At 56.2% G+C, this 20,487-nt stretch carries 13 protein-coding genes and 2 pseudogenes; 5 read left to right on the top strand and 10 right to left on the bottom strand.

What is annotated here, in order from left to right; genetic code table 11:
- Window positions 1-319: 319 nt before the first annotated feature.
- Window positions 320-2,338: pseudogene (bamA, locus tag B8P98_RS25970) on the bottom strand (outer membrane protein assembly factor BamA); the annotation flags it as partial.
- A 57-nt stretch (window positions 2,339-2,395) separates the two neighbouring features.
- Here bamA and B8P98_RS25975 point away from each other — a divergent pair.
- Window positions 2,396-3,093 (top strand): IS1 family transposase gene (locus B8P98_RS25975; RefSeq protein WP_223174630.1). Its coding sequence is split into 2 segments (ribosomal slippage): window positions 2,396-2,645 and window positions 2,645-3,093, totalling 699 coding nucleotides; the frame shifts between segments, so codons are not numbered across the junction.
- 15 nt (window positions 3,094-3,108) lie between these two features.
- Here the strand turns inward: B8P98_RS25975 and B8P98_RS30565 are convergent.
- Window positions 3,109-3,519: pseudogene (locus B8P98_RS30565) on the bottom strand (POTRA domain-containing protein); the annotation flags it as partial.
- A 626-nt stretch (window positions 3,520-4,145) separates the two neighbouring features.
- Between B8P98_RS30565 and B8P98_RS25985 the strand changes: the two are divergent.
- On the top strand, window positions 4,146-5,906 hold the full coding sequence (locus B8P98_RS25985; protein WP_095033565.1) for a tannase/feruloyl esterase family alpha/beta hydrolase: 1,761 nt from the start codon (window positions 4,146-4,148) through the stop codon (window positions 5,904-5,906).
- Window positions 5,907-5,939: 33 nt separating this feature from the next.
- Entirely contained in the window at window positions 5,940-6,308 is a 369-nt protein-coding gene (locus B8P98_RS25990) for a helix-turn-helix transcriptional regulator (protein ID WP_095033566.1), read from the top strand.
- Between the two features lie 264 nt (window positions 6,309-6,572).
- On the opposite strand, the gene B8P98_RS25995 is transcribed toward B8P98_RS25990, so the two are convergent.
- Window positions 6,573-8,831 carry a TonB-dependent siderophore receptor gene (locus B8P98_RS25995; RefSeq protein ID WP_025713529.1) on the bottom strand — a complete coding sequence of 753 codons (2,259 nt, stop codon included), beginning with the start codon at window positions 8,829-8,831 and terminating at the stop codon, window positions 6,573-6,575.
- Between the two features lie 588 nt (window positions 8,832-9,419).
- Here B8P98_RS25995 and B8P98_RS26000 point away from each other — a divergent pair.
- Window positions 9,420-11,000, top strand: coding sequence for an MltF family protein (locus B8P98_RS26000; RefSeq protein WP_080897962.1), 1,581 nt, complete (start codon window positions 9,420-9,422; stop codon window positions 10,998-11,000).
- 130 nt (window positions 11,001-11,130) lie between these two features.
- Here B8P98_RS26000 and ssb1 read toward each other — a convergent pair whose 3' ends face one another.
- Window positions 11,131-11,655 (bottom strand): single-stranded DNA-binding protein SSB1, encoded by a 525-nt coding sequence (gene ssb1, locus B8P98_RS26005; protein WP_025713817.1) that lies wholly within the window; start codon window positions 11,653-11,655, stop codon window positions 11,131-11,133.
- Between the two features lie 250 nt (window positions 11,656-11,905).
- On the opposite strand from ssb1, the gene uvrA reads away from it, so the two are divergent.
- Complete coding sequence (gene uvrA / locus B8P98_RS26010; protein WP_025713816.1) at window positions 11,906-14,731, top strand: excinuclease ABC subunit UvrA; 2,826 nt, start codon at window positions 11,906-11,908, stop codon at window positions 14,729-14,731.
- Here the strand turns inward: uvrA and B8P98_RS26015 are convergent, their stop codons facing one another.
- From B8P98_RS26015 to dnaB, 6 genes are all read right to left on the bottom strand, one after another.
- Window positions 14,732-15,088: an MmcQ/YjbR family DNA-binding protein gene (locus B8P98_RS26015; RefSeq protein ID WP_025713815.1), complete on the bottom strand. Its 357-nt coding sequence runs from the start codon at window positions 15,086-15,088 to the stop codon at window positions 14,732-14,734.
- A gap of 3 nt (window positions 15,089-15,091) precedes the next feature.
- Window positions 15,092-15,508: a secondary thiamine-phosphate synthase enzyme YjbQ gene (locus B8P98_RS26020; protein WP_025713814.1), complete on the bottom strand. Its 417-nt coding sequence runs from the start codon at window positions 15,506-15,508 to the stop codon at window positions 15,092-15,094.
- A 130-nt stretch (window positions 15,509-15,638) separates the two neighbouring features.
- Window positions 15,639-16,352: an acid phosphatase AphA gene (aphA, locus tag B8P98_RS26025; protein WP_025713813.1), complete on the bottom strand. Its 714-nt coding sequence runs from the start codon at window positions 16,350-16,352 to the stop codon at window positions 15,639-15,641.
- Between the two features lie 194 nt (window positions 16,353-16,546).
- Window positions 16,547-17,740, bottom strand: a complete 1,194-nt coding sequence (gene tyrB / locus B8P98_RS26030) for an aromatic amino acid transaminase (protein WP_095033567.1) — start codon at window positions 17,738-17,740, stop codon at window positions 16,547-16,549.
- Between the two features lie 177 nt (window positions 17,741-17,917).
- A complete protein-coding gene (gene alr, locus B8P98_RS26035) occupies window positions 17,918-18,997 on the bottom strand; it encodes an alanine racemase (RefSeq protein WP_087804917.1) in 1,080 nt (359 codons plus the stop codon).
- A 31-nt stretch (window positions 18,998-19,028) separates the two neighbouring features.
- Window positions 19,029-20,444, bottom strand: coding sequence for a replicative DNA helicase (dnaB, locus tag B8P98_RS26040; RefSeq protein ID WP_002884942.1), 1,416 nt, complete (start codon window positions 20,442-20,444; stop codon window positions 19,029-19,031).
- Window positions 20,445-20,487 lie beyond the last annotated feature (43 nt).

Consider the following 20,487-nt stretch of genomic DNA (forward strand, 5'->3'; position numbering starts at 1 on the left):
TAAGACAATTCCTAACAGGATAATCCATTATTGGTAACCTTTTTTCTTACCCGGAAGATTAATGATTAGCACCTATAAAAAAATAAACAAATTAACCCATGAAAAGAAAATATAATAAAAAATAAGATAATATAAACATAATTGACAAAACGTCTTAGTCCCTCTGGATGAGACCTCAGACATTGGTATCAGATGATGTAGCACTGAGCGTGACCCGAGCTTTCGCAGGCAGAGAGGACGACGGCAGCCAGCTATTTATTGCGCGGTTGCCTCGTCGTACATCAATAGACCGACGAGGCCAGCAGGCCGCGCTGGGGCCCTACCAGGTTTTGCCGATATTAAACTGAAACTGTTCTGCTTTATCACCATCGTACTTTTTAAACGGCTCCGCCCACGAGAAGACCAGGGGACCGAGGGGAGACATCCACTGCACGGCAATCCCCGCGGAGAGACGAATATGACTCGGATCGCCGTAATCAGGGATCCCTGCCGCCAGCGTCTGCGCGGTATTCTGCCAGGATGTGCTCCAGACCGTTCCTGCATCAACAAACAGCGAGGTTCGCAGACTATCGGCATATTTGTCATTCACAAAGGGGGTTGGAATAATAAATTCGCTGTTCAGCACCGCCATGGCATTCCCACCGACCGCATCAGACGAGGCGTCCAGCGGGCAGGCGCTATAGCTGCTTTCGCTACCATTGCAGCGATAATAGGCCGCTTTAGGCCCAATGGTGTTAGAAGAGAAGCCGCGCACCGACGACGAACCGCCGGCGTAAAAGTTATCGTAGAACGGCACACTTTTACCGTCTAACCCGCCGGCATAGCCTGCGCGCAGGCGTTCCATCCAGACCCAGCGCTTGTTCTCGCTCAGCGGCAGATATTGGGCGGTGTCAAAGGAAAGTTTGTAGTAGCTATTATCCGAACCGGGGAGGGTCACTTTGCCGCTCAGGCTGCTCTTGTTTCCCGCGCGCGGGAAGAAGCCGCGATCGAGATCGTTGTAGCCCCATCCAAGACTCACAAAATAATCGTTGGCGCTATATTTTGCGCCGCTGTCGCCATCTTTCGTCACCACGCTGGGCTCGATTCCCCGTGAGCTGAGGTAGCGCCAGGTCGTCAGCTCCGGATCCATATTAGTCAGGCGATTATGAACATAATCCAGTCCCAGGTTCAGGGAGTTATTTTCACTAATGGGAAACCCCAGCGTACTGCCTAAGCCATAGCTCTGCTGGTTGTAGCTCCCGGCATCCGCGTCGGAAGCATCATAACTGTTATAAAAAATCTTTCCGCCCAGGCTGATGCCATCGACGGTAAACCACGGGTTCGTCGCCCCCAGTTCAAGATAAGACTGGTAGCTGTTGCGCGTCCCGTTGAAGCTGACGCTATTGCCCGTTCCCAGCCAGTTATCCTGCGTCACGCCGAGCTGATAGCTCACGCCGCTGTCCGTACCAAATCCCAGGCCCACGTTGAATGAGCCGGTGTTGCGCTCCTTCACCTTGTAGACCACATCGACCTGATCCGCCGTCCCATTGACCGGAACGATCTGCTGTTCAACGTTCTCAAAAAAACCCGTTCGATCAAGACGTACTTTCCCTTGCTCGACTTTTTCGTTGTTAAGCCACGCCCCTTCCATTTGGCGCATTTCGCGACGCAGCACCGCGTCCCGGGAGGTGTCGTTACCGGAAAAGCGGATCTGGCGTACCGAGTAGCGGCGGCCGGCGTTGACCTGAATATGCAGCGTCACGCGGTGATGCGCATCATCGATTTCCGGCGTGGTCGTCACCTGCGGCCAGGCATAACCATACTTACCGAAACGTTTTTTGATCTCATTTTCTACGGTGGTGATTTGCGCCCCGCTGTACCATGCCCCCGCCAGCGGCCGGGAAAGGGCCTCGATCTCCGGCCCATGCTGCGCCAGGTCGCCTGTCACCTGAGTTCGGTCAACCCGATAACGTTCGCCTTCATTGAGGGTAATGGTGATGTACAGGGATTTTTTATCGGGCGTCATACTGACCTGCGTGGACTGAATAGCAAAGCGCGCATAACCGCGATCGAGATAAAAACTGCGCAGCGTTTCCAGATCGGCTTCCAGCTTCTGTTTCTGGTATTTTTTATCCGCTACCACGTTCCACCACGGCACATTATCACGTAGCTGTAGCTGGTCCACGAGCGTCTCTTCCCGAAACGCCTGGTTGCCGATAATATTAATTTGTGCGATTTTCGCCGATACGCCTTCCTGAAAGACGAACGTTAAGTCAACACGATTACGCGGTAACGGCGTCACTACTGCGTGAACCTGCGCACTGTATTTCCCCGCGCTGTAATAGAAATCCTGCAAACCCGGGTGATGCTACCAACTTGCTGATTTAGTGTATAATGGTGTTTTTAAGGTGCTCCCGTGGCTTCAGTCTCCGTCTGCTGTCCCTCCTGTTCCGCTACTGAAGGCGTGATGCGTAATGGCAAAAGTACTGCCGGGCATCAACGTTATCTCTGCTCTCACTGCCGTAAAACATGGCAGCTCACCTTCACTTATGCCGCTTCTCAGCCCGGTACACACCAGAAAATCATTGATATGGCTATGAACGGCGTCGGTTGCCGTGCCACCGCACGACTAATGGGCGTGGGCCTCAACACCATTTTGCGCCATTTAAAAAACTCAGGCCGCAGTCAGTAACCTCCCGGATACAGCCGGGCAGTGATGTCATTGTCTGTGCGGAGATGGACGAGCAATGGGGCTACGTCGGTGCAAAATCACGTCAGCGCTGGCTGTTTTACGCGTATGACAGGATACGCAGGGCGGTGGTAGCCCACGTTTTCGGTGAACGCACTATGGCCACACTGGAGCGTCTTCTGAGCCTGCTGTCAGTTTTTGACGTGGTGGTATGGATGACGGACGGCTGGCCGATGTATGAGTCACGTCTGAAGGGAAAACTGCACGTCATCAGTAAGCGTTACACGCAGCGAATTGAGCGACACAACCTGAATCTGAGACAGCATCTGGCAAGGCTGGGCAGGAAGTCCCTGTCGTTCTCAAAATCGGTGGAGCTGCATGACAAAGTCATCGGGCACTATCTGAACATAAAACACTATCAGTAAATTGGAGTCATTACCCAAACCCGTTTCTATTTCGCTAAGCGAATTTCTATCCAGTGCGCTACCGACAGAAATACCGGTCGCGGCGAGATTTTCCTTTAGCGCATCATCCTTCACCGACTTATTTCCGGAAAAACTGACGCTGGCGATAGTGGGCCTCTCCTTAACCTGCACCACCAGCGTTTTACCATCGCGCAGGATCTGCACGTTCTCGAAATTGCCGCTCGCATACAGCGCGCGCACTGCCTCGCTGACGTCCTCTGGCGTCACCGCATCTCCCGCGTGCAACGGCATACTTAATAGCGCCGCCCCGACGGTCACGCGCTGCAGCCCTTCAAAGCGGATATCATCAACTTGATAAGATGTTGCGGCGTACAACGTTAAGGGGGCAATCAATAATCCGTTGATGATATGGGTCTTTTTTAACATGAATGTGTCGTCTACGAGAGAATGAGCAATAGCAGTGTTCTGCTGGCGTTGAGCTTATTTGTTCAGGGTGCATATCTAAAATATGCGACAGAAAATAACCTGAGCGAGGCGCAGAATTACATGCAATTATGGCGACAAAATGGAGAAAAAATGGATGTTAAAGCATCTTTAAAAATATATTTAATGATGGAACTTTTTCTGAAACCCATGGTTCTAATGGCCAACACCAGGACTATATTTAGATTTACCTGAACGTTTTTATTAATAAAAAGCCCCCTTTCTTATTAATGGAAAGGGGGAAGGATCTCGTTAGGAATGATGCTCTCTGGGATCACCAGGAACAGGGAGAAAAATAACCTGCAACCCAGCAGATTTAATGAAGAGAAATTGAATAAATTATGCAATCGACATCACAACATTTTATTAGGCATTCATCGCCAGACGCCGTTAACGACCATCTCCATATTTTCCTCAAAATAGCAGAATACAGTAGGGTCGCCTTATCAAGGCATCAAGGAAAGTCTATCGTTATCTACAATAGCCAAGCAGTGGCGCCTCGCCAGGGAAGGTGAGGCATAGGCTTCGCCATCCTGCCGCCTCCCATCATCAGCCACAGGGAACTGCGTATGACACGCTTACTCAAGACAATCTTACCCGTCATCCTCTGCGCCCTCTTCGGGTTATCGTTCGCCTCTCCAGCGCAGGCTGCCGCCAGTCTGCCGATTGTTCTCCCCGCGCTAACATGCGATGCGCTAAGCGCTACCGACTTCAGCGCCGCCGTTGGCGCAAAGGTCACTATCGACCACACTGAAATGCAGACCTCCGCGCAGGGAAGCTGGTGCAAGGTGAGCGCCACTATCGCCCCCCAGATTGGCGTGCAGATTGCCCTGCCGACCCAGCGCTGGAGTCAACGTTTCTTGCAGGTCGGCTGCGGCGGACTGTGCGGGAGTATTAACCTGAGTCTGTCGAATGCCAGCGGCTGCCTGCCGGCAATGAACGGCGAATTCGTGGTGGCAGCAACCGATATGGGGCACCATGGCAGTATGATGGATGCATCATGGGCCGAAGATCCGCAAAAGCGCATCGATTTTGCCTGGCGCGCCAACCACCTGACCGCAGTGCTGGCCAAAGCGGTGATGCAGACGCTTTATCGCCAGCCGCCAAAGTACGCGTACTTTATGGGCTGCTCAGACGGCGGTCGCGAAGCATTGATGGAAGCGCAGCGCTTTCCGCAGGATTTTGACGGTATCAGCGCTGGCGCGCCAGCGGCCTTTTTCCAGTTTCAGAACTCCTTCTTTCACGGCTGGAATGTGGCCGCCAATCAGCGTCCGGACGGTACCGCTATCCTGCTGAAAGATCGCCTGCCGCTGATTCACCAGGCCGTGCTGGCCCACTGCCCAACGCTTTCCGGCGTGCAGGATGGCATCCTGCAAAATCCCTATGCGTGTCAGTTCTCTGAGACATGGCTCCCCCGCTGTCCTGCCGATGCTCAGAACCGTTCTGCCTGCCTGACGCAGGAAGAGATCGAGGTGGTGAAAAAGCTCTATCGCGGCGCTTACGACAGCCACGGCGCCCAGTTTGTCGCTGGCGGTCTGCCGATGGGCTCCGAGCTACGCTGGCCGGTGCCCGAGACGCCGAACGGCCACTCGATGTCGGAAATGATGGTACTGCCGGCTCTGCAATCCGTGCTCCTGCCGGGAGGAAAACAGAAGATCCAATCGATGCGGGATTTCCCGCTTAATCAGCAGAATTTTGACGCCGTCGCCCAACTGGCACCGCTCTATAACGCGGCAAATACCAATCTTCATGCCTATCAACAGCGCGGCGGCAAGCTTATCCTGTGGCACGGCCTGGCCGATGACTCCGTTAGTCCGGCCTTTTCAATCGCCTATTTCCGCGGCGTAGAGGCAGAGATGGGCCATACCGCAACGGATACCTTCCTGCGGCTGTTTCTGCTGCCAGGGGTGGCCCATTGCGGTAATGGCGAAGGTTACGATCAAATTGATCTCCTGACTCCGCTGATGCGCTGGACCGAGGAAGGCATCGCGCCGCAGGAAATTATGGCCGGCAAACGGGCAACAGCCGCTGCCGACCTGCCGCCGATGACAGAAAAAACCGATGCGCAGACGCAGTTTCACGGCGTGCAGAAAGTCAGTCAGCCTTACGCTGACGCCGCTCCGGCCGTTATCGCGACTCGCCCGGTGTACCCCTTCCCGGCCATTGCCCGGTATAACGGGCGCGGCGACGTGAATGACGGCGAAAATTACCATGCAGAGCAATCAACCACGTTTGATAATCTGCCGCTGGCAAAACCCGCCAGCGACTATATTGGCCCTGATAACCAAAAAAATTATCAGGTTCGCCACGGCGAACTCACTGTTCAATAAACCCCAGGGCTCCTCGCTGAGGAGCCATTCATTATGGGATTAGCTTCACTCATGCGTAGCAAAACGCTCCAGCAATCGGTATTAAACGACCTGCTCCTGTGGATCGATAATAATCTGGATAAGAAACTGACCGTCGACGATCTGAGCGATATCTCGGGTTATTCTCCCTGGCATTTGTTTCGGCTCTTCCGTCATTATTTTGATCGTTCGCCGATGGAATATATCCGTCAGCAGCGCATGTCGCTGTGTTGCCGTTTATTGCTGACGACGCCCGGTTACCGGATTGTCGATATTTGTATGATGGTCGGTTATGACGATCTCAGTGCGTTTAATCGTACCTTCAAAAAATATCATGCGCTCACGCCCACTCAGTATCGCTATCAGGTCACGCGGCAAAAATAAGGAAGGTCCCCCTCCTCCGCATTGCTGCGGTTGGGAATGGAAGGGGGACAGGGGATATTACAGAAGGGAAATAGCAGGACGCTATTATCGAACCCGGTCGGGATCAACGACCTTGCGCGACGGAAATCAGTATAAAAGGATATGTTGAGCTAATAATGTAGAGGGCGTGAAGATTTTGTCACCATTTATAACCGCCTCCTCCGCTTTCATCTGAAATAAAAAAACCGGGTCGCGCTGCACCCGGTTTACTCCTCATCAGCCCCATCAGAAGTGAGTATTAACGCTCACAAAGAAGGTCCGCCCCGATTCGTTATAGGTCTCCGCACCCGCGCCATACAGATAAGCTCCCGTCGTCGCGTTGCCGGTCGTTTGCGCATTCCCTGCCCGGTAGTGGCGGATATCAAACAGGTTATCTATCCCGCTGGTGAAGCTTAGATTTTTGTTCACGTCCCAGGTCGCACTGAAACCGACAATGCTGTATGGGCTGACTTCGTTTAGTTCACTGCCGCTAACCGCCTCGCCTTTGTAATTAAAGCGTTTTGGTTTCTGTCGGCCATACCAGGTAAAGGTGCTCTGCAGGGAGAGATCTTCACGAACCTGCCAGCTCAGCGTCGAGTTCAGGGTAAATTGCGGGATCACTGACAGTCGGTCGCCGGTCGTCTTATTCTTGCTCTGCAGCATCCATGTCAGGTTATTGCTCCAGTTAACCGTCTCCCCCACCGGAAGATTCAGCGTTCCTTCCAGGCCTTCCACTAACGCCTTTGGTACGTTTTCCCACTGATAGATATTGGTGGTACCGTTGCTGGCAGTACCCACCGCCGCATACCCTGACTCAATCTTGTTGTGATAGTCGTTACGGAACCAGGTGATCCCCGCCTGATAGCCATCATGCTTGTATTCAAGACCAATCTCTTTATTAACGCTGGTCTCCGCTTTCAGGTCGCTATTCCCCATCAGATAGCAGGCGGAACTACTGGCGTAACAACCCTGACCGTTGCTATAGAGAATATAGTTCGGGTTCAACTGGTAGAGGTTGGGTGCCTTGTAAGCGCGGGCAATGCCCAGCTTCAGCGTCCAGTCGTCCGTCAGTTCCTGGGACAGGTTCAGTGACGGGCTCCAGTTATTGCCGACGATGCTGTGATGATCGAAGCGCAGCGCGGGGGTCAGCATGGTACTGTCCGTTAGCGCCATGTTATCTTCGGTAAACAGCGAGAAGATCTCGGCGCTGGAGTACGGGCTACGACCAGTAGCCGACACACCGTCGATAGTCCCGTAAGAGAGCGCCTGGGTTGTCGATACGCCATCTTTCATCCGCTGCTGATTCCATTCGGTGCCCAGCGTCAGATTCTGATCGACCCCCAGCGTAAACGGAATATTCACTTCGCTATGTAGCAGGACATCGGCCAGATCGATATCTGAAAACTCGCTACTGGAGAAGATCCCTTCCGTACCGCCCGCCAGCCCTTCATCCATTCGCGAGTTACGGGTGTGTTCGTACTGGGCATAGCTGTTGCTGGTCACGCCATTATCCCAGCCGCCGGTCCATGTTACGCCGTAAGTTTGCCGGTAGAGACGGTTGGTCTCTTTCCCGTACATACTCTTCACCAGCGTACTGGTATTGGTGTTTTGCGTGTCGCCGGCATAGAGATTACCCTGGCGGCTGTAACCGGCCTCAAACTCCAGGGCCTGCATCGGGGCGAACGCCCAGCGCAGCTTACTGTGAATATCTTTGTTCACCACCCCTTCACGTCCGGCGGGATAAGAACCGGCGTAGGAACCGGTACGTTCCGCTTCATGCCCGGCGTTAATATCCTGAGCATCGGCCTGGGTTTTACTCAGATTCCCCCAAAGATTGAAGCTGACACTGTCCGACAGCGGACCATTGAGGCTAAAGTTGGTACGTTTCGTCGCCCCTTCTTTCCGGTGCTGCGGCGCATTCATATAGGTATTCCACGAACCGTGCCATTCAGGCGTGGTCGGCCTGGTCACGATGTTGACAACCCCGCCCATCGCGCCATTACCATAGCGCGCCGCCGCCGGGCCGCGGATCACATCGATATGATCGATCATCTCCGCTGGCACCCAACTGGTATCGCCACGGGAGTCACGATCGCCGCGCCAGCCATACCGCACCGAGTTACGGCTGGTGACCGGTTTACCATCGACCAGCACCAGCGTATTCTCGGGCCCCATGCCACGGATATCAATTTGCCGGTTATTGCCGCGCTGACCGCTGGTGGAGTTGCCGGTCAGGTTTACCCCTGGCTGTGTGCGAATTAACTCCGACACATCGCGGGCGGGGGGATGTTTGCGGATCTCCTCTGCGGTAATGGTCGACACGCCCGGTGCCTGCAGGTTCTGCCTGGCGGCGGTTATGACCATCGTCTCCTCGTGGTTTTCGGCAGTGCTTGCGCTTTCGTCAGGCGTCGATTGTTCGGTCACGTTCTCCGCCGCCTGCAGCGGCACGCTACAGGCGAGCAAAGGAATGACGATCCCCAGCGGGAAGTGAGATGTGTATTTCATAGAATATGCCCTGTTTTCTGATGCTGTCGGGCATAACGCCTTCCCCAATCGAAAAAACAATGGGATAAAACACTCGCCTCAGCGCCGCGCCAGATTTTGGCGCAGGTCAGCCCCTTCCCGGCATTAATGGGAATAAGAAAACAGCGTGAGGCAGAATAAAATTAAGTGCCCTGTTTCATCATTAGAGAAAAAGCGCTGCGCGCTATTCTTTGATAGCGTAATCCAGACAGCGAATAATAAGAGTTATGTGCCGTGTTACGGTAATAAAAATGAGATTCATTATCAAGATGATAATAAGCAATATCACAGAAAAATAAAACACACCTTAACAATCATAAAGTTACCAAAAAGAAAATAGAGAAGAAGAAAGTAAAAATATCATCATTCATTTCTACTTATCATAAAAAAACCACATTTCCGCCATATTATCTCCATAGTTAAATTAAAGATAAAAGCACATTAATAGTAAGCGCTAATATTGGAGAAAACTATTTGTCGGTATCGTTATGTTTTTTCATCCCTTGTCGTGCCCGGCTAACGGCGGCCGTTCTGCTAAAATAATCACATCCCCCTGCGGAGTGTTCCTCCATGAACGCAAACTTGCTATCACGCCGGTTTATCGCCAGGCTTATCTGCCTCGCGACGCTGTTATTCGCCCCTTTCCTGCTTGCGGCGGAGGCGGAAAAAACGCCGCCGTTAGCAAGCGAAGACAATACGCTGTCGATTCACATCGACGATATGCTGCAGCCATGGAAAGGCGATCTGCCCGGCATGACCGAGCGGCGTACCATTCGGGTATTAACCACCTACAGCAAAACCTTCTTTTTTATTGATAAAGGCACTCAGCGCGGAGCAACGCACGACATCTTTATCGCGCTGGAAAACGATCTGAATAAACAGCTGGCGAAGGATAAAAAGCTCAAACAGCGCCACCTGAAGCTGCATATCGTTTTTGTGCCGGTCAGCCGGGATAATCTCTTTATCGCGCTTAATGAAGGTAAAGGCGATATTGCGGCTGCCAATCTGACCATCACGCCCTCGCGGGAAGCCGTGGTCGATTTCGCCCAGCCGCTCTACAGCAACGTGAAAGAATTACTGATCTCCGGGCCGGCATCGCCGAAGGTCGACAGCCTGGAGCTGCTCTCCGGCCAAACCGTCTTTGTTCGCCGCTCCTCCAGCTATTATGACAGCCTGCAGGCGCTGAACGCCCGATTTGCCCGTGAGTCGCGCCCACCGGTGATACTGGAGGCGGCGCCGGAAGCGCTGGAGGATGAAGATCTGCTGGAAATGCTCAACGCCGGACTGGTGCCATTGATCGTCGTCGATCAGCATAAAGCGATGTTCTGGAAACAGGTGTTTCCAAAAATTCAGATCCATGACAACGTGGTGCTGCGCGACGGCGGTAACATTGCGTGGGCGGTACGCAAAGACAGCCCGCAGCTGCTGGCGGTGCTGAACAACTTCGTCAAAAAGAATCGTCAGGGCACCACGCTGGGCAATACCCTCCTGCTGCGTTACCTGAAAAATGCCAGCTATGTCAAAAATGCCGCGGCGAGTAAGGAGCGGCGCAAGTTCCTCGCCATGGTGGAAGTCTTCCGCAAATATGGCGATCGCTACGATGTCGACTGGCTGCTGATGGCGGCCCAGGGATACCAGGAGTCGCGGCTGAACCAGTCGGTGCGAAGCCACGTCGGGGCCGTCGGGGTGATGCAGGTGATGCCCAGCACCGGAAAAGAGCTGAAAGTGGGCGATATTAAACAGCTGGATCCCAACATCCATGCTGGCGTGAAATACATGCGCTGGATGATAGATCGCTACTATGCCGATGAGCCCATGACCCGGCTCGATAAGGCGCTGTTTGCCTTTGCCTCCTATAACGCGGGTCCGGCACGTATCGCCCGCCTGCGCACCATGACTAAACAGCGAGGATTTGACCCGAACGTCTGGTTCGGTAATGTCGAAAATCTGGCGGCAGAAAAAATTGGCGCCGAGACGGTCACCTACGTCAGTAATATCTATAAGTATTACATCGCCTATCGGCTGATCGTCGATGATATGGCCCGCAAACAGCAAGCGACGGCCGTACCGCGGCAGGAGCCGGTGGCGCAGCCAGCCAAACCACAGCCCGGCGTGGCGACGCCCGCCACCGCTAAGGTGCCCGTCATCTGAATCGCTCGTCACCGCTGGTCACCCCCCCCCCCCCCCCTGAAATGACGGTGCAGGAATGAGAAAGAAAAAGCCCCGGCGAAACCGGGGCTTTCTGTTTTTAGCTGCGCAGACAATGCGCTTAAGGCAAGCCTTAGAACGGAATGTCGTCGTCGAAGTCCATCGGCGGTTCGTTAGAAGGCGCTGCCGGCGCCTGCTGCTGCGGACGAGACTGTGCGCCGCCGCTGAACTGGCTGCCGCCCTGCGGCTGCTGAGGCTGACCCCAACCGCCCTGCTGCTGGCCGCCGCCTGCCGGTGCGCCGCCGCCCTGACGGCCGCCCAGCATCTGCATGGTGCCGCCCACGTTCACCACGACTTCGGTGGTGTATTTGTCCTGACCGGATTGATCGGTCCACTTGCGGGTACGCAGCTGGCCTTCAATGTACACCTGAGAGCCTTTGCGCAGATACTCTCCAGCGACTTCTGCCAGTTTGCCGAACAGCACAACGCGGTGCCACTCGGTCTGCTCTTTCATTTCGCCGGTCTGCTTGTCACGCCAGGATTCGGAAGTTGCCAGCGTGAAGTTGGCGACAGCGCCGCCACTTGGCATGTAGCGTACTTCCGGGTCCTGCCCCAGATTACCGACGAGAATCACCTTGTTTACGCCTCTGCTGGCCATGTTCGTGTCTCCTGAATACGTTTCTTAATAGTGTAAACGCGCGAGTGTACCATTTCCACGTAGCATTTTGATAGCTGCGAGGCTGATTCCAGAGATAGCACCCGATAAGACATTGTTGCACACTCCCCCTGAATTTGCATTCCGATACTGTATATTCATTCAGGTTAAATTGTGTCATAATTAGCCGTTTCTGCCGTTTGTCCTTCAAGCAAACCAGGCAATCCGTGTATCTACCTACCGGGAAAGGTGAATGGATAAGATCGAAGTTCGGGGCGCCCGCACCCATAATCTCAAAAACATCAACCTCGTCATCCCGCGCGACAAACTCATTGTCGTCACCGGGCTGTCCGGGTCTGGCAAATCTTCACTCGCTTTCGACACCCTGTATGCCGAAGGCCAGCGTCGCTACGTCGAATCGCTCTCCGCCTATGCGCGACAGTTCCTGTCGCTGATGGAGAAGCCGGACGTCGACCATATCGAAGGGCTGTCGCCGGCGATTTCCATCGAACAGAAATCAACCTCTCACAACCCCCGCTCGACGGTGGGTACCATTACCGAAATTCACGACTACCTGCGTCTGCTGTACGCCCGCGTCGGCGAGCCGCGCTGTCCGGATCACGATGTGCCGCTGGCGGCGCAAACCGTCAGCCAGATGGTCGATAACGTCCTCGCGCAGCCGGAAGGCCTGCGCCTGATGCTGCTGGCGCCTATTATTAAAGAGCGCAAGGGCGAGCACACCAAAACCCTGGAAAACCTCGCCAGTCAGGGCTACATCCGCGCGCGGATCGACGGCGAAGTCTGCGATCTTTCGGATCCGCCGAAGCTGGAGTTGCAGAAGAAGCACACCATTGAGGTGGTGATTGACCGCTTTAAGGTGCGCGACGATCTGGCGCAGCGCCTGGCGGAGTCGTTTGAAACCGCGCTGGAACTCTCCGGCGGGACCGCCGTCGTGGCCAATATGGATGATGAAAAAGCGGAAGAACTGCTGTTTTCCGCTAACTTCGCCTGCCCGATCTGCGGCTACAGCATGCGCGAGCTGGAGCCGCGTCTCTTCTCCTTCAACAACCCGGCGGGCGCCTGCCCGACCTGCGACGGTCTCGGCGTTCAGCAATATTTCGATCCCGACCGCGTGGTGCAGAATCCGGAGCTGTCGCTGGCGGGCGGCGCCATCCGCGGCTGGGATCGGCGTAACTTCTATTACTTCCAGATGCTGAAGTCGCTGGCGGAGCACTATAAATTCGACGTCGAAGCGCCGTGGGGCACCCTCAGCGCCAGCGTGCAGAAAGTGGTGCTGTACGGTTCCGGTAAAGAGAATATTGAATTCAAATACATGAACGACCGCGGCGACACCTCGGTACGCCGCCATCCGTTCGAAGGCGTGCTGCATAACATGGAACGCCGTTACAAAGAGACAGAATCCAGCGCGGTGCGCGAAGAGCTGGCGAAGTTCATCAGCAACCGTCCGTGCGCCAGCTGCGACGGCACGCGTCTGCGTCGCGAAGCGCGCCACGTGTTTGTGGAAAACACGCCGCTGCCGACCATTTCCGATATGAGCATCGGCCACGCGATGGATTTCTTCAACAATCTGAAGCTCTCCGGCCAGCGGGCGAAAATCGCCGAAAAAGTGCTGAAAGAGATTGGCGATCGCCTGAAGTTCCTCGTTAACGTCGGCCTCAACTACCTGACGCTCTCCCGTTCAGCGGAAACGCTTTCCGGCGGCGAAGCCCAGCGTATCCGTCTGGCGAGCCAGATTGGCGCCGGGCTGGTTGGCGTGATGTACGTCCTGGATGAGCCCTCCATCGGCCTGCACCAGCGCGATAACGAACGCCTGCTGGGTACCCTTATCCATCTGCGTAATTTAGGCAACACCGTGATCGTCGTTGAGCATGACGAAGACGCGATTCGCGCCGCCGACCATGTGATCGATATCGGCCCTGGCGCCGGGGTCCACGGCGGCCAGGTGGTAGCGGAAGGGCCGCTGGAGGCCATTATGGCGGTCCCGGAATCCCTGACCGGCCAGTTCATGAGCGGTAAACGCAAAATTGAAGTACCGAAGCAGCGCGTGCCCGCCAACCCGGAGAAAGTCCTCAAGCTGACCGGCGCGCGTGGCAACAACCTGAAAGACGTGACGCTGACCCTGCCTGTCGGCCTGTTTACCTGCATCACCGGCGTCTCCGGCTCGGGTAAATCGACGCTGATCAACGACACCCTGTTCCCGATTGCCCAGCGCCAGCTCAACGGCGCAACCATCGCCGAACCGGCGCCGTATCGCGACATCCAGGGGCTGGAACACTTCGATAAAGTGATTGATATCGACCAGAGCCCGATCGGCCGCACGCCGCGCTCCAACCCGGCAACCTATACCGGGGTGTTTACCCCCGTGCGCGAGCTGTTCGCCGGCGTGCCGGAGTCCCGCTCCCGCGGTTATACGCCGGGGCGCTTTAGCTTTAACGTCCGCGGCGGACGCTGCGAAGCCTGCCAGGGCGACGGAGTGATCAAGGTTGAAATGCACTTCCTGCCGGATATCTACGTGCCGTGCGACCAGTGCAAAGGCAAACGCTATAACCGCGAAACGCTGGAGATTAAGTACAAGGGTAAGACCATCCACGAAGTGCTGGATATGACCATTGAAGAGGCGCGTGAATTCTTTGATGCCGTACCGGCGCTGGCGCGTAAGCTGCAAACCCTGATGGACGTCGGCCTGACCTATATTCGTCTCGGCCAGTCGGCAACCACGCTCTCCGGCGGTGAAGCCCAGCGCGTGAAGCTGGCGCGCGAACTCTCCAAACGCGGAACCGGCCAGACGCTGTATATCCTCGATGAGCCGACCACCGGTCTGCACTTCGCCGATATCCAGCAGTTGCTGGAGGTGCTGCACCAGCTGCGCGATCAGGGCAATACCATCGTGGTGATTGAGCACAACCTTGATGTGATTAAAACCGCGGACTGGATTGTCGATCTCGGCCCGGAAGGCGGCAGCGGCGGCGGCGAAATACTGGTCTCCGGTACACCGGAAACCGTCGCCGAGTGCGAAGCCTCGCACACCGCGCGCTTCCTGAAGCCCATGCTGAAATAATTAGCGGGTAAGCTGCTGCCGGACCGGCTCCGGCAGCATTTTCACCGCCTGCTGGTAAGACGCATCGACCAGGTAATAGATTTGCGAATCCGGCAACGAGCCATCCAGATAGACCGTGCTCCAGTGCGCTTTATTAAGATGCTGGCTGGGCCGGACATCGCGGTGCTGCTGTCGCAGCAGCTCCGCCAGATCCGGGCTCGCCTTCAGCGCGACCGCCGGCCGCTGGTCCTCAACCTCCTTCACCATGGCAAACAGCACGTCTGAGACCTTAATCTGCGTGGCTTTCCAGTCGCTGTGGACGCTCTGCTCTGCTCCCGGTTTCGCCATGCAGTACTGCAATAACTCCGAAATTGTCATCTTTTATTCCCCCATGAGCGTCGCAACGATGCGCCGCGACCCGCCGTGTATCCGATGCTCCCCCAGCCAGATGCCCTGCCAGGTCCCCAGTTTGACGCGCCCGTCCTCGACCGGCAGCATCAGCGACGCGCCAAGCATCGATGATTTGATGTGCGAAGGCATATCATCAGGGCCTTCATAATCATGTTCGTACGGCGCGTTATCCGGCACGGCGTTGAGAAAATACTGCTCCATGTCATACCGAACGGTGGGATCGCAGTTTTCGTTGAGCGTCAGAGAAGCAGAAGTATGCTGGAGCAGGAGGTGCAGCAGGCCGACCTTCACCCCGGCCAACCCGCGGATCTGGCCGAGGATTTCGTCGGTGACCAGATGAAAACCACGGGATTTGGGCCCAAGCGTCAGGGTTTGCTGATACCACATCATCGACTCCTTTTGCGAATGAATCTCTCTAAGTGTGCAGCAATACGTGAAAAGGTAAAACCTTCCCCCCCTGATTTTGCATAAAAAAACGGCAGCGCTGCCGCTGCCGTTTATCCCGTTCAGGCGATCGTCAGTATTCAGAATTGACGATCACTTCTTCACCCAGCGCCCCGGCCATCGGCAGCGGCTTATAAGAGGAGTTGGCGGCCCGCAGCACGCGGATCCCGCGGGCGCCGGCCTCACGGGCGGCGGTGATGTCGTTATCCGAATCGCCGTAGAAAACCTTTATCTGCTTCGCCTGCAGCCACTGGGTCTTGGTGTTCTGGCCCGGCTTATCGCCGGCGAAAATCACCGGATTCATGCTGGCGGCCGGAATGAGGAAATCATCCTGCAGAGTCTTAGAAACGGTTTCTGTTGGGGTCTGGCTGCGGCCGGTGACGAACCAAATGCTATCGCCACGTTTTACATGCATTGCAATCAGCTGGCGCGCGACCTCTTTCGGCATGCTGAATTCATCCCAGCCGTTGTTCATTTTTTCCCAGAACTGCGGGTTTTTCAGGTAATCCTCACTGCCGGGGGAGAAGGTTTTTTGCCCGCGCCAGAAGCCCGGACTGGAGAAGAGGACGGTGTCATCGATATCAAAGCCGACGGCCATCGGCGGCCGCCCCAGCAGGCTGTTCTCGATTTGCGCCACCGAAACCCAGTGGATCGGCGCCTGCTCGGCCAGCTGGGCCACGTTGGTGCCCACCCACAGTGGCTGAGGCGTGGAGGCGCGCGCCACAACGGCGCTGTTCAGCGTGAACAGGAGAGAAGCCGCCGCAAGGGCGAGAGTAAGTTTGCGCATATTTATCCCTAAATCTATCAATCATTATTATTTTTAATAATGTGCATGCTTAGCAACGCCCGGACCTTACCCGCAGGTGGCATGGATGAAAAGCCTTTTTCGCGCAGATGTCATAGAAAAAGAGGATGATCACACTCAGAGGACGCGGTTGCCGCTGCCAGTTGACCGGCAGCGACAATCCACTGGAGAGCGGCTTACATCACCGCAGCAAAGGCTTTCGCCACTTGCTGAACATTACGTGAGTTTAACCCCGCCACGCACATGCGACCGCTGGCGATCAGGTAGACACCAAACTCGTCGCGCAGACGATCCACCTGCGCCGCACTGAAGCCGGTATAGCTGAACATCCCGCGCTGCTTAAGCAGATAATCGACTTTGCTGCCGGGAGCTACCTGCAGCAGTGCGTCGACCAGCGCCTGACGCATAGTCAGAATATGCGCGCGCATGGCGTCCACTTCCGCCTGCCAGGTGGCTTTCAGATCTGCATCGTTCAGCACCGTCGCCACCACCTGCGCGCCAAAGCTCGGCGGGCTGGAGTAGTTACGGCGCACGGTAGCCTTCAGCTGCCCCAGCACGCGGCCTGCGGTTTCGCTGTCTTCACAAACCACTGACAGGCCGCCGACGCGCTCCCCGTACAAGGAGAAAATTTTGGAGAACGAGTTGCTGACCAGCATCGGCATCCCGGCGCTGGCGATGGCGCGAATGGCGTACGCATCCTCTTCCAGCCCGGCGCCAAAGCCCTGGTAGGCGATATCGAGGAACGGGATCAGTTGACGCGCTTGCAGGATCTCCACCACCTGGTCCCATTGCTCCGGCGTCAGGTCGGCGCCGGTCGGGTTGTGGCAGCAGGGGTGCAGCAGCACGATGTCGCGTGCCGGCAGCGTTTGCAGTCTCGCCAGCAGGTCCGCAAAGCGCACGCCGTTGGTCGCTTCATCAAACCAGGGGTAAGTACTTACTTCGAAGCCAGCCCCTTCAAAGATGGCGATGTGGTTTTCCCAGGTCGGATCGCTGACCCAGACATGAGACTCCGGAAAGTAGCGTTTGAGGAAGTCGGCCCCGACCTTCAGCGCGCCCGAACCGCCGACCGTCTGAATGGAGGCAATGCGATTTTGCTTAAGCGCGGAATGCTCTGCGCCAAACAGCAGCGGCGCAATCGCCTGACGGTAGCCGCTCAACCCTTCCATCGGCAGATACAGCGAGGCGCCATGCGGTCCGGCGTTCAGGCGTGCTTCCGCTTCCGCCACCGCCTGCAGCTGCGGGATAATGCCGTCATCGTTGTAGTACAGCCCGATACTCAGGTTGACTTTGTCGCTTCGCGGATCTTCTTTGAAGCGTTCCATCAGAGAAAGAATAGGGTCGCCGGCGTAGGCGTCAACTTTTTGAAACACGCGATGTATCTCCAGGTTTACATAGGGCAGGTTCTTACACAATAAACCGGATATGACGGCAGGTCGAGAGGATGTTGAGGGGAAAATGACCGCAAGGTGGCATAACCCGCTTTTTCGCTCGCGGCTGTGCCGATGGCGTCCCGGATAACCATCAGGGTTATCCGGGACGGCTGGTGCTTAGTCGAGGTATTTCATGGCGACGCGGGAAGTCAGTCGCGTAATAAGTTCGTAAGCACTCACTTTCGTTATCTCGGCGATGCGCTCTACCGGAAGTTCCTCTCCCCACAGCACCACAGCGTCGCCGGCTTTATCCTGGGCCTGCGGTCCGAGGTCAACGCAGATCATATCCATCGCCACCCGACCGACAATCGGCACTTCGCGGCCATTGACTAGCACCGGCGTGCCCGACGGCGCGGCGCGCGGATAACCGTCGCCATAGCCCATCGCCACCACGCCGAGACGGGTGTCGCGTTCGCTGATCCAGGTGCCGCCGTAGCCGACCGGTTCCCCTGCTTTATGCTCGCGTACCGCAATCAGGCTGGACGTCAGGGTCATCACCGGCTGGCAGCCAAAATCTTTCCCGGTGGAACGATCGTCCAGCGGCGACACGCCGTACAGGATAATCCCCGGACGCACCCAGTCGTAATGCGACTGCGGCCACAGCAGAATGCCGCCCGAGGCGGCGATAGAGCGCAGCCCCGGCTTGCCTTCGGTAAAGGTGGTGAAGATATCCAGCTGGCGTTCGGTGGCGCCGCAGGTCGGCTCATCGGCGCGGGCGAAATGGCTCACCACGTTCACCGGCTGGCGGACGTTTTTACACTGGCTCAGACGCTGATAAAACGCCTCGGCTTCCTCCGGGCGCACCCCTAAGCGATGCATGCCGGTATCCAGCTTCATCCACACGGTCACCGGCTCGGGGAGGTCGGCTTGTTCCAGCGCCGCCAGCTGCTCGGGGCTATGCACCGCCGTATGCAGGCGCTGGGCAGCGATCACTGCCAGGTCTTCCGCCGCAAAAAAGCCTTCCAGCAGAAGAATAGGCTGGGCGATGCCGCCCGCTCGCAGGCGCAGCGCCTCTTCCAGGCGAGCGACGCCAAAGGCGTCGGCGTCGGTCAGCGTTCGCGCGGTCTCAAGAAGACCGTGTCCGTAGGCGTTCGCTTTCACCACCGCAACCAGTTTGCTGGCAGGCGCCAGTTCACGCAGACGTTGCAGGTTGTGTCGCAGAGCGCGGCGGTTGATAACTACAGTTGCCGCTTGCATTTGAATTCCTTAAAAAAAGACTGACAGAGGTTTACTCATCGTCATACTGAGGGCCGGCATAATTATCGAAACGCGACCACTGGCCGTTAAAGGTCAGTCGCACGGTGCCGATCGGGCCGTTACGTTGTTTACCAATGATAATTTCCGCGATGCCTTTTAAATCGCTGTTCTCGTGATATACCTCATCACGGTAAATGAACATGATCAAGTCGGCATCCTGTTCGATAGAGCCGGACTCACGCAGGTCGGAGTTGACCGGGCGCTTATCGGCACGCTGCTCAAGGGAGCGGTTCAGCTGCGAAAGCGCCACCACCGGCACCTGCAGCTCTTTCGCCAGCGCCTTCAGCGAGCGGGAGATTTCGGCGATCTCAAGGGTACGGTTGTCGGAGAGCGACGGCACGCGCATCAGCTGCAGGTAGTCGATCATAATCAGCCCGATACCGCCGTGTTCGCGGGCGATACGCCGGGCCCGAGAGCGCACCTCTGTCGGCGTCAGGCCGGAGGAGTCATCGATATAGATATTGCGTTTTTCCAGCAGGATCCCCATGGTGCCGGAGATCCGCGCCCAGTCTTCGTCATCCAGCTGGCCGGTACGAATGCGGGTCTGATCGACGCGCGACAGCGAGGCCAGAGAACGCATCATGATCTGTTCCGAGGGCATCTCGAGACTGAAGATTAATACCGGCTTATCCTGCAGCATCGCCGCGTTTTCCACGAGGTTCATCGCGAAGGTCGTTTTACCCATCGACGGACGGGCGGCGACGATGATCAGATCCGACGGCTGCAGGCCAGCGGTCTTTTTATTGAGGTCGTCATAGCCGGTATTCACCCCGGTGACGCCGTCATGCGGCTGCTGGAACAGCTGTTCGATACGGGCGACGGTGGCGTCGAGCACATCGGCGATGTTTTTCGGCCCTTCGTCTTTATTGGCCCGGCTTTCAGCGATTTTGAAAACCCGGGACTCGGCGAGGTCGAGCAGATCTTCGCTGGTTCGCCCCTGCGGGTCGAAACCGGCTTCGGCGATCTCGTTGGCCACCGAAATCATCTCGCGCACCACCGCGCGTTCGCGCACGATGTCGGCATAGGCGCTGATATTCGCCGCGCTGGGGGTGTTTTTGGAGAGTTCGGCCAGGTAGGCGAAGCCGCCGACGCTATCCAGTTGCCCCTGACGCTCCAGCGACTCGGCGAGCGTAATCAGGTCAATCGGGCTGCCGGACTCCTGCAGGCGCGCCATCTCGGTAAAAATATGACGGTGCGGACGGGTATAAAAGTCGTCGGCAACGACGCGTTCGGCGACATCGTCCCAGCGCTCGTTATCCAGCATTAAACCGCCCAACACCGACTGCTCCGCTTCAATCGAGTGCGGCGGGACTTTCAGCCCGGCGAGCTGCGGATCGCGTTCGCGGGTTTCTGTCTGTGGTTTGTTGAAGGGTTTATTTCCTGCCATAGCCTAACATTTCACCGATACGGAAAAGAGCGTGACAGTATAG

This window comes from Klebsiella quasivariicola, from assembly GCF_002269255.1.
Lineage (GTDB): Bacteria > Pseudomonadota > Gammaproteobacteria > Enterobacterales > Enterobacteriaceae > Klebsiella > Klebsiella quasivariicola.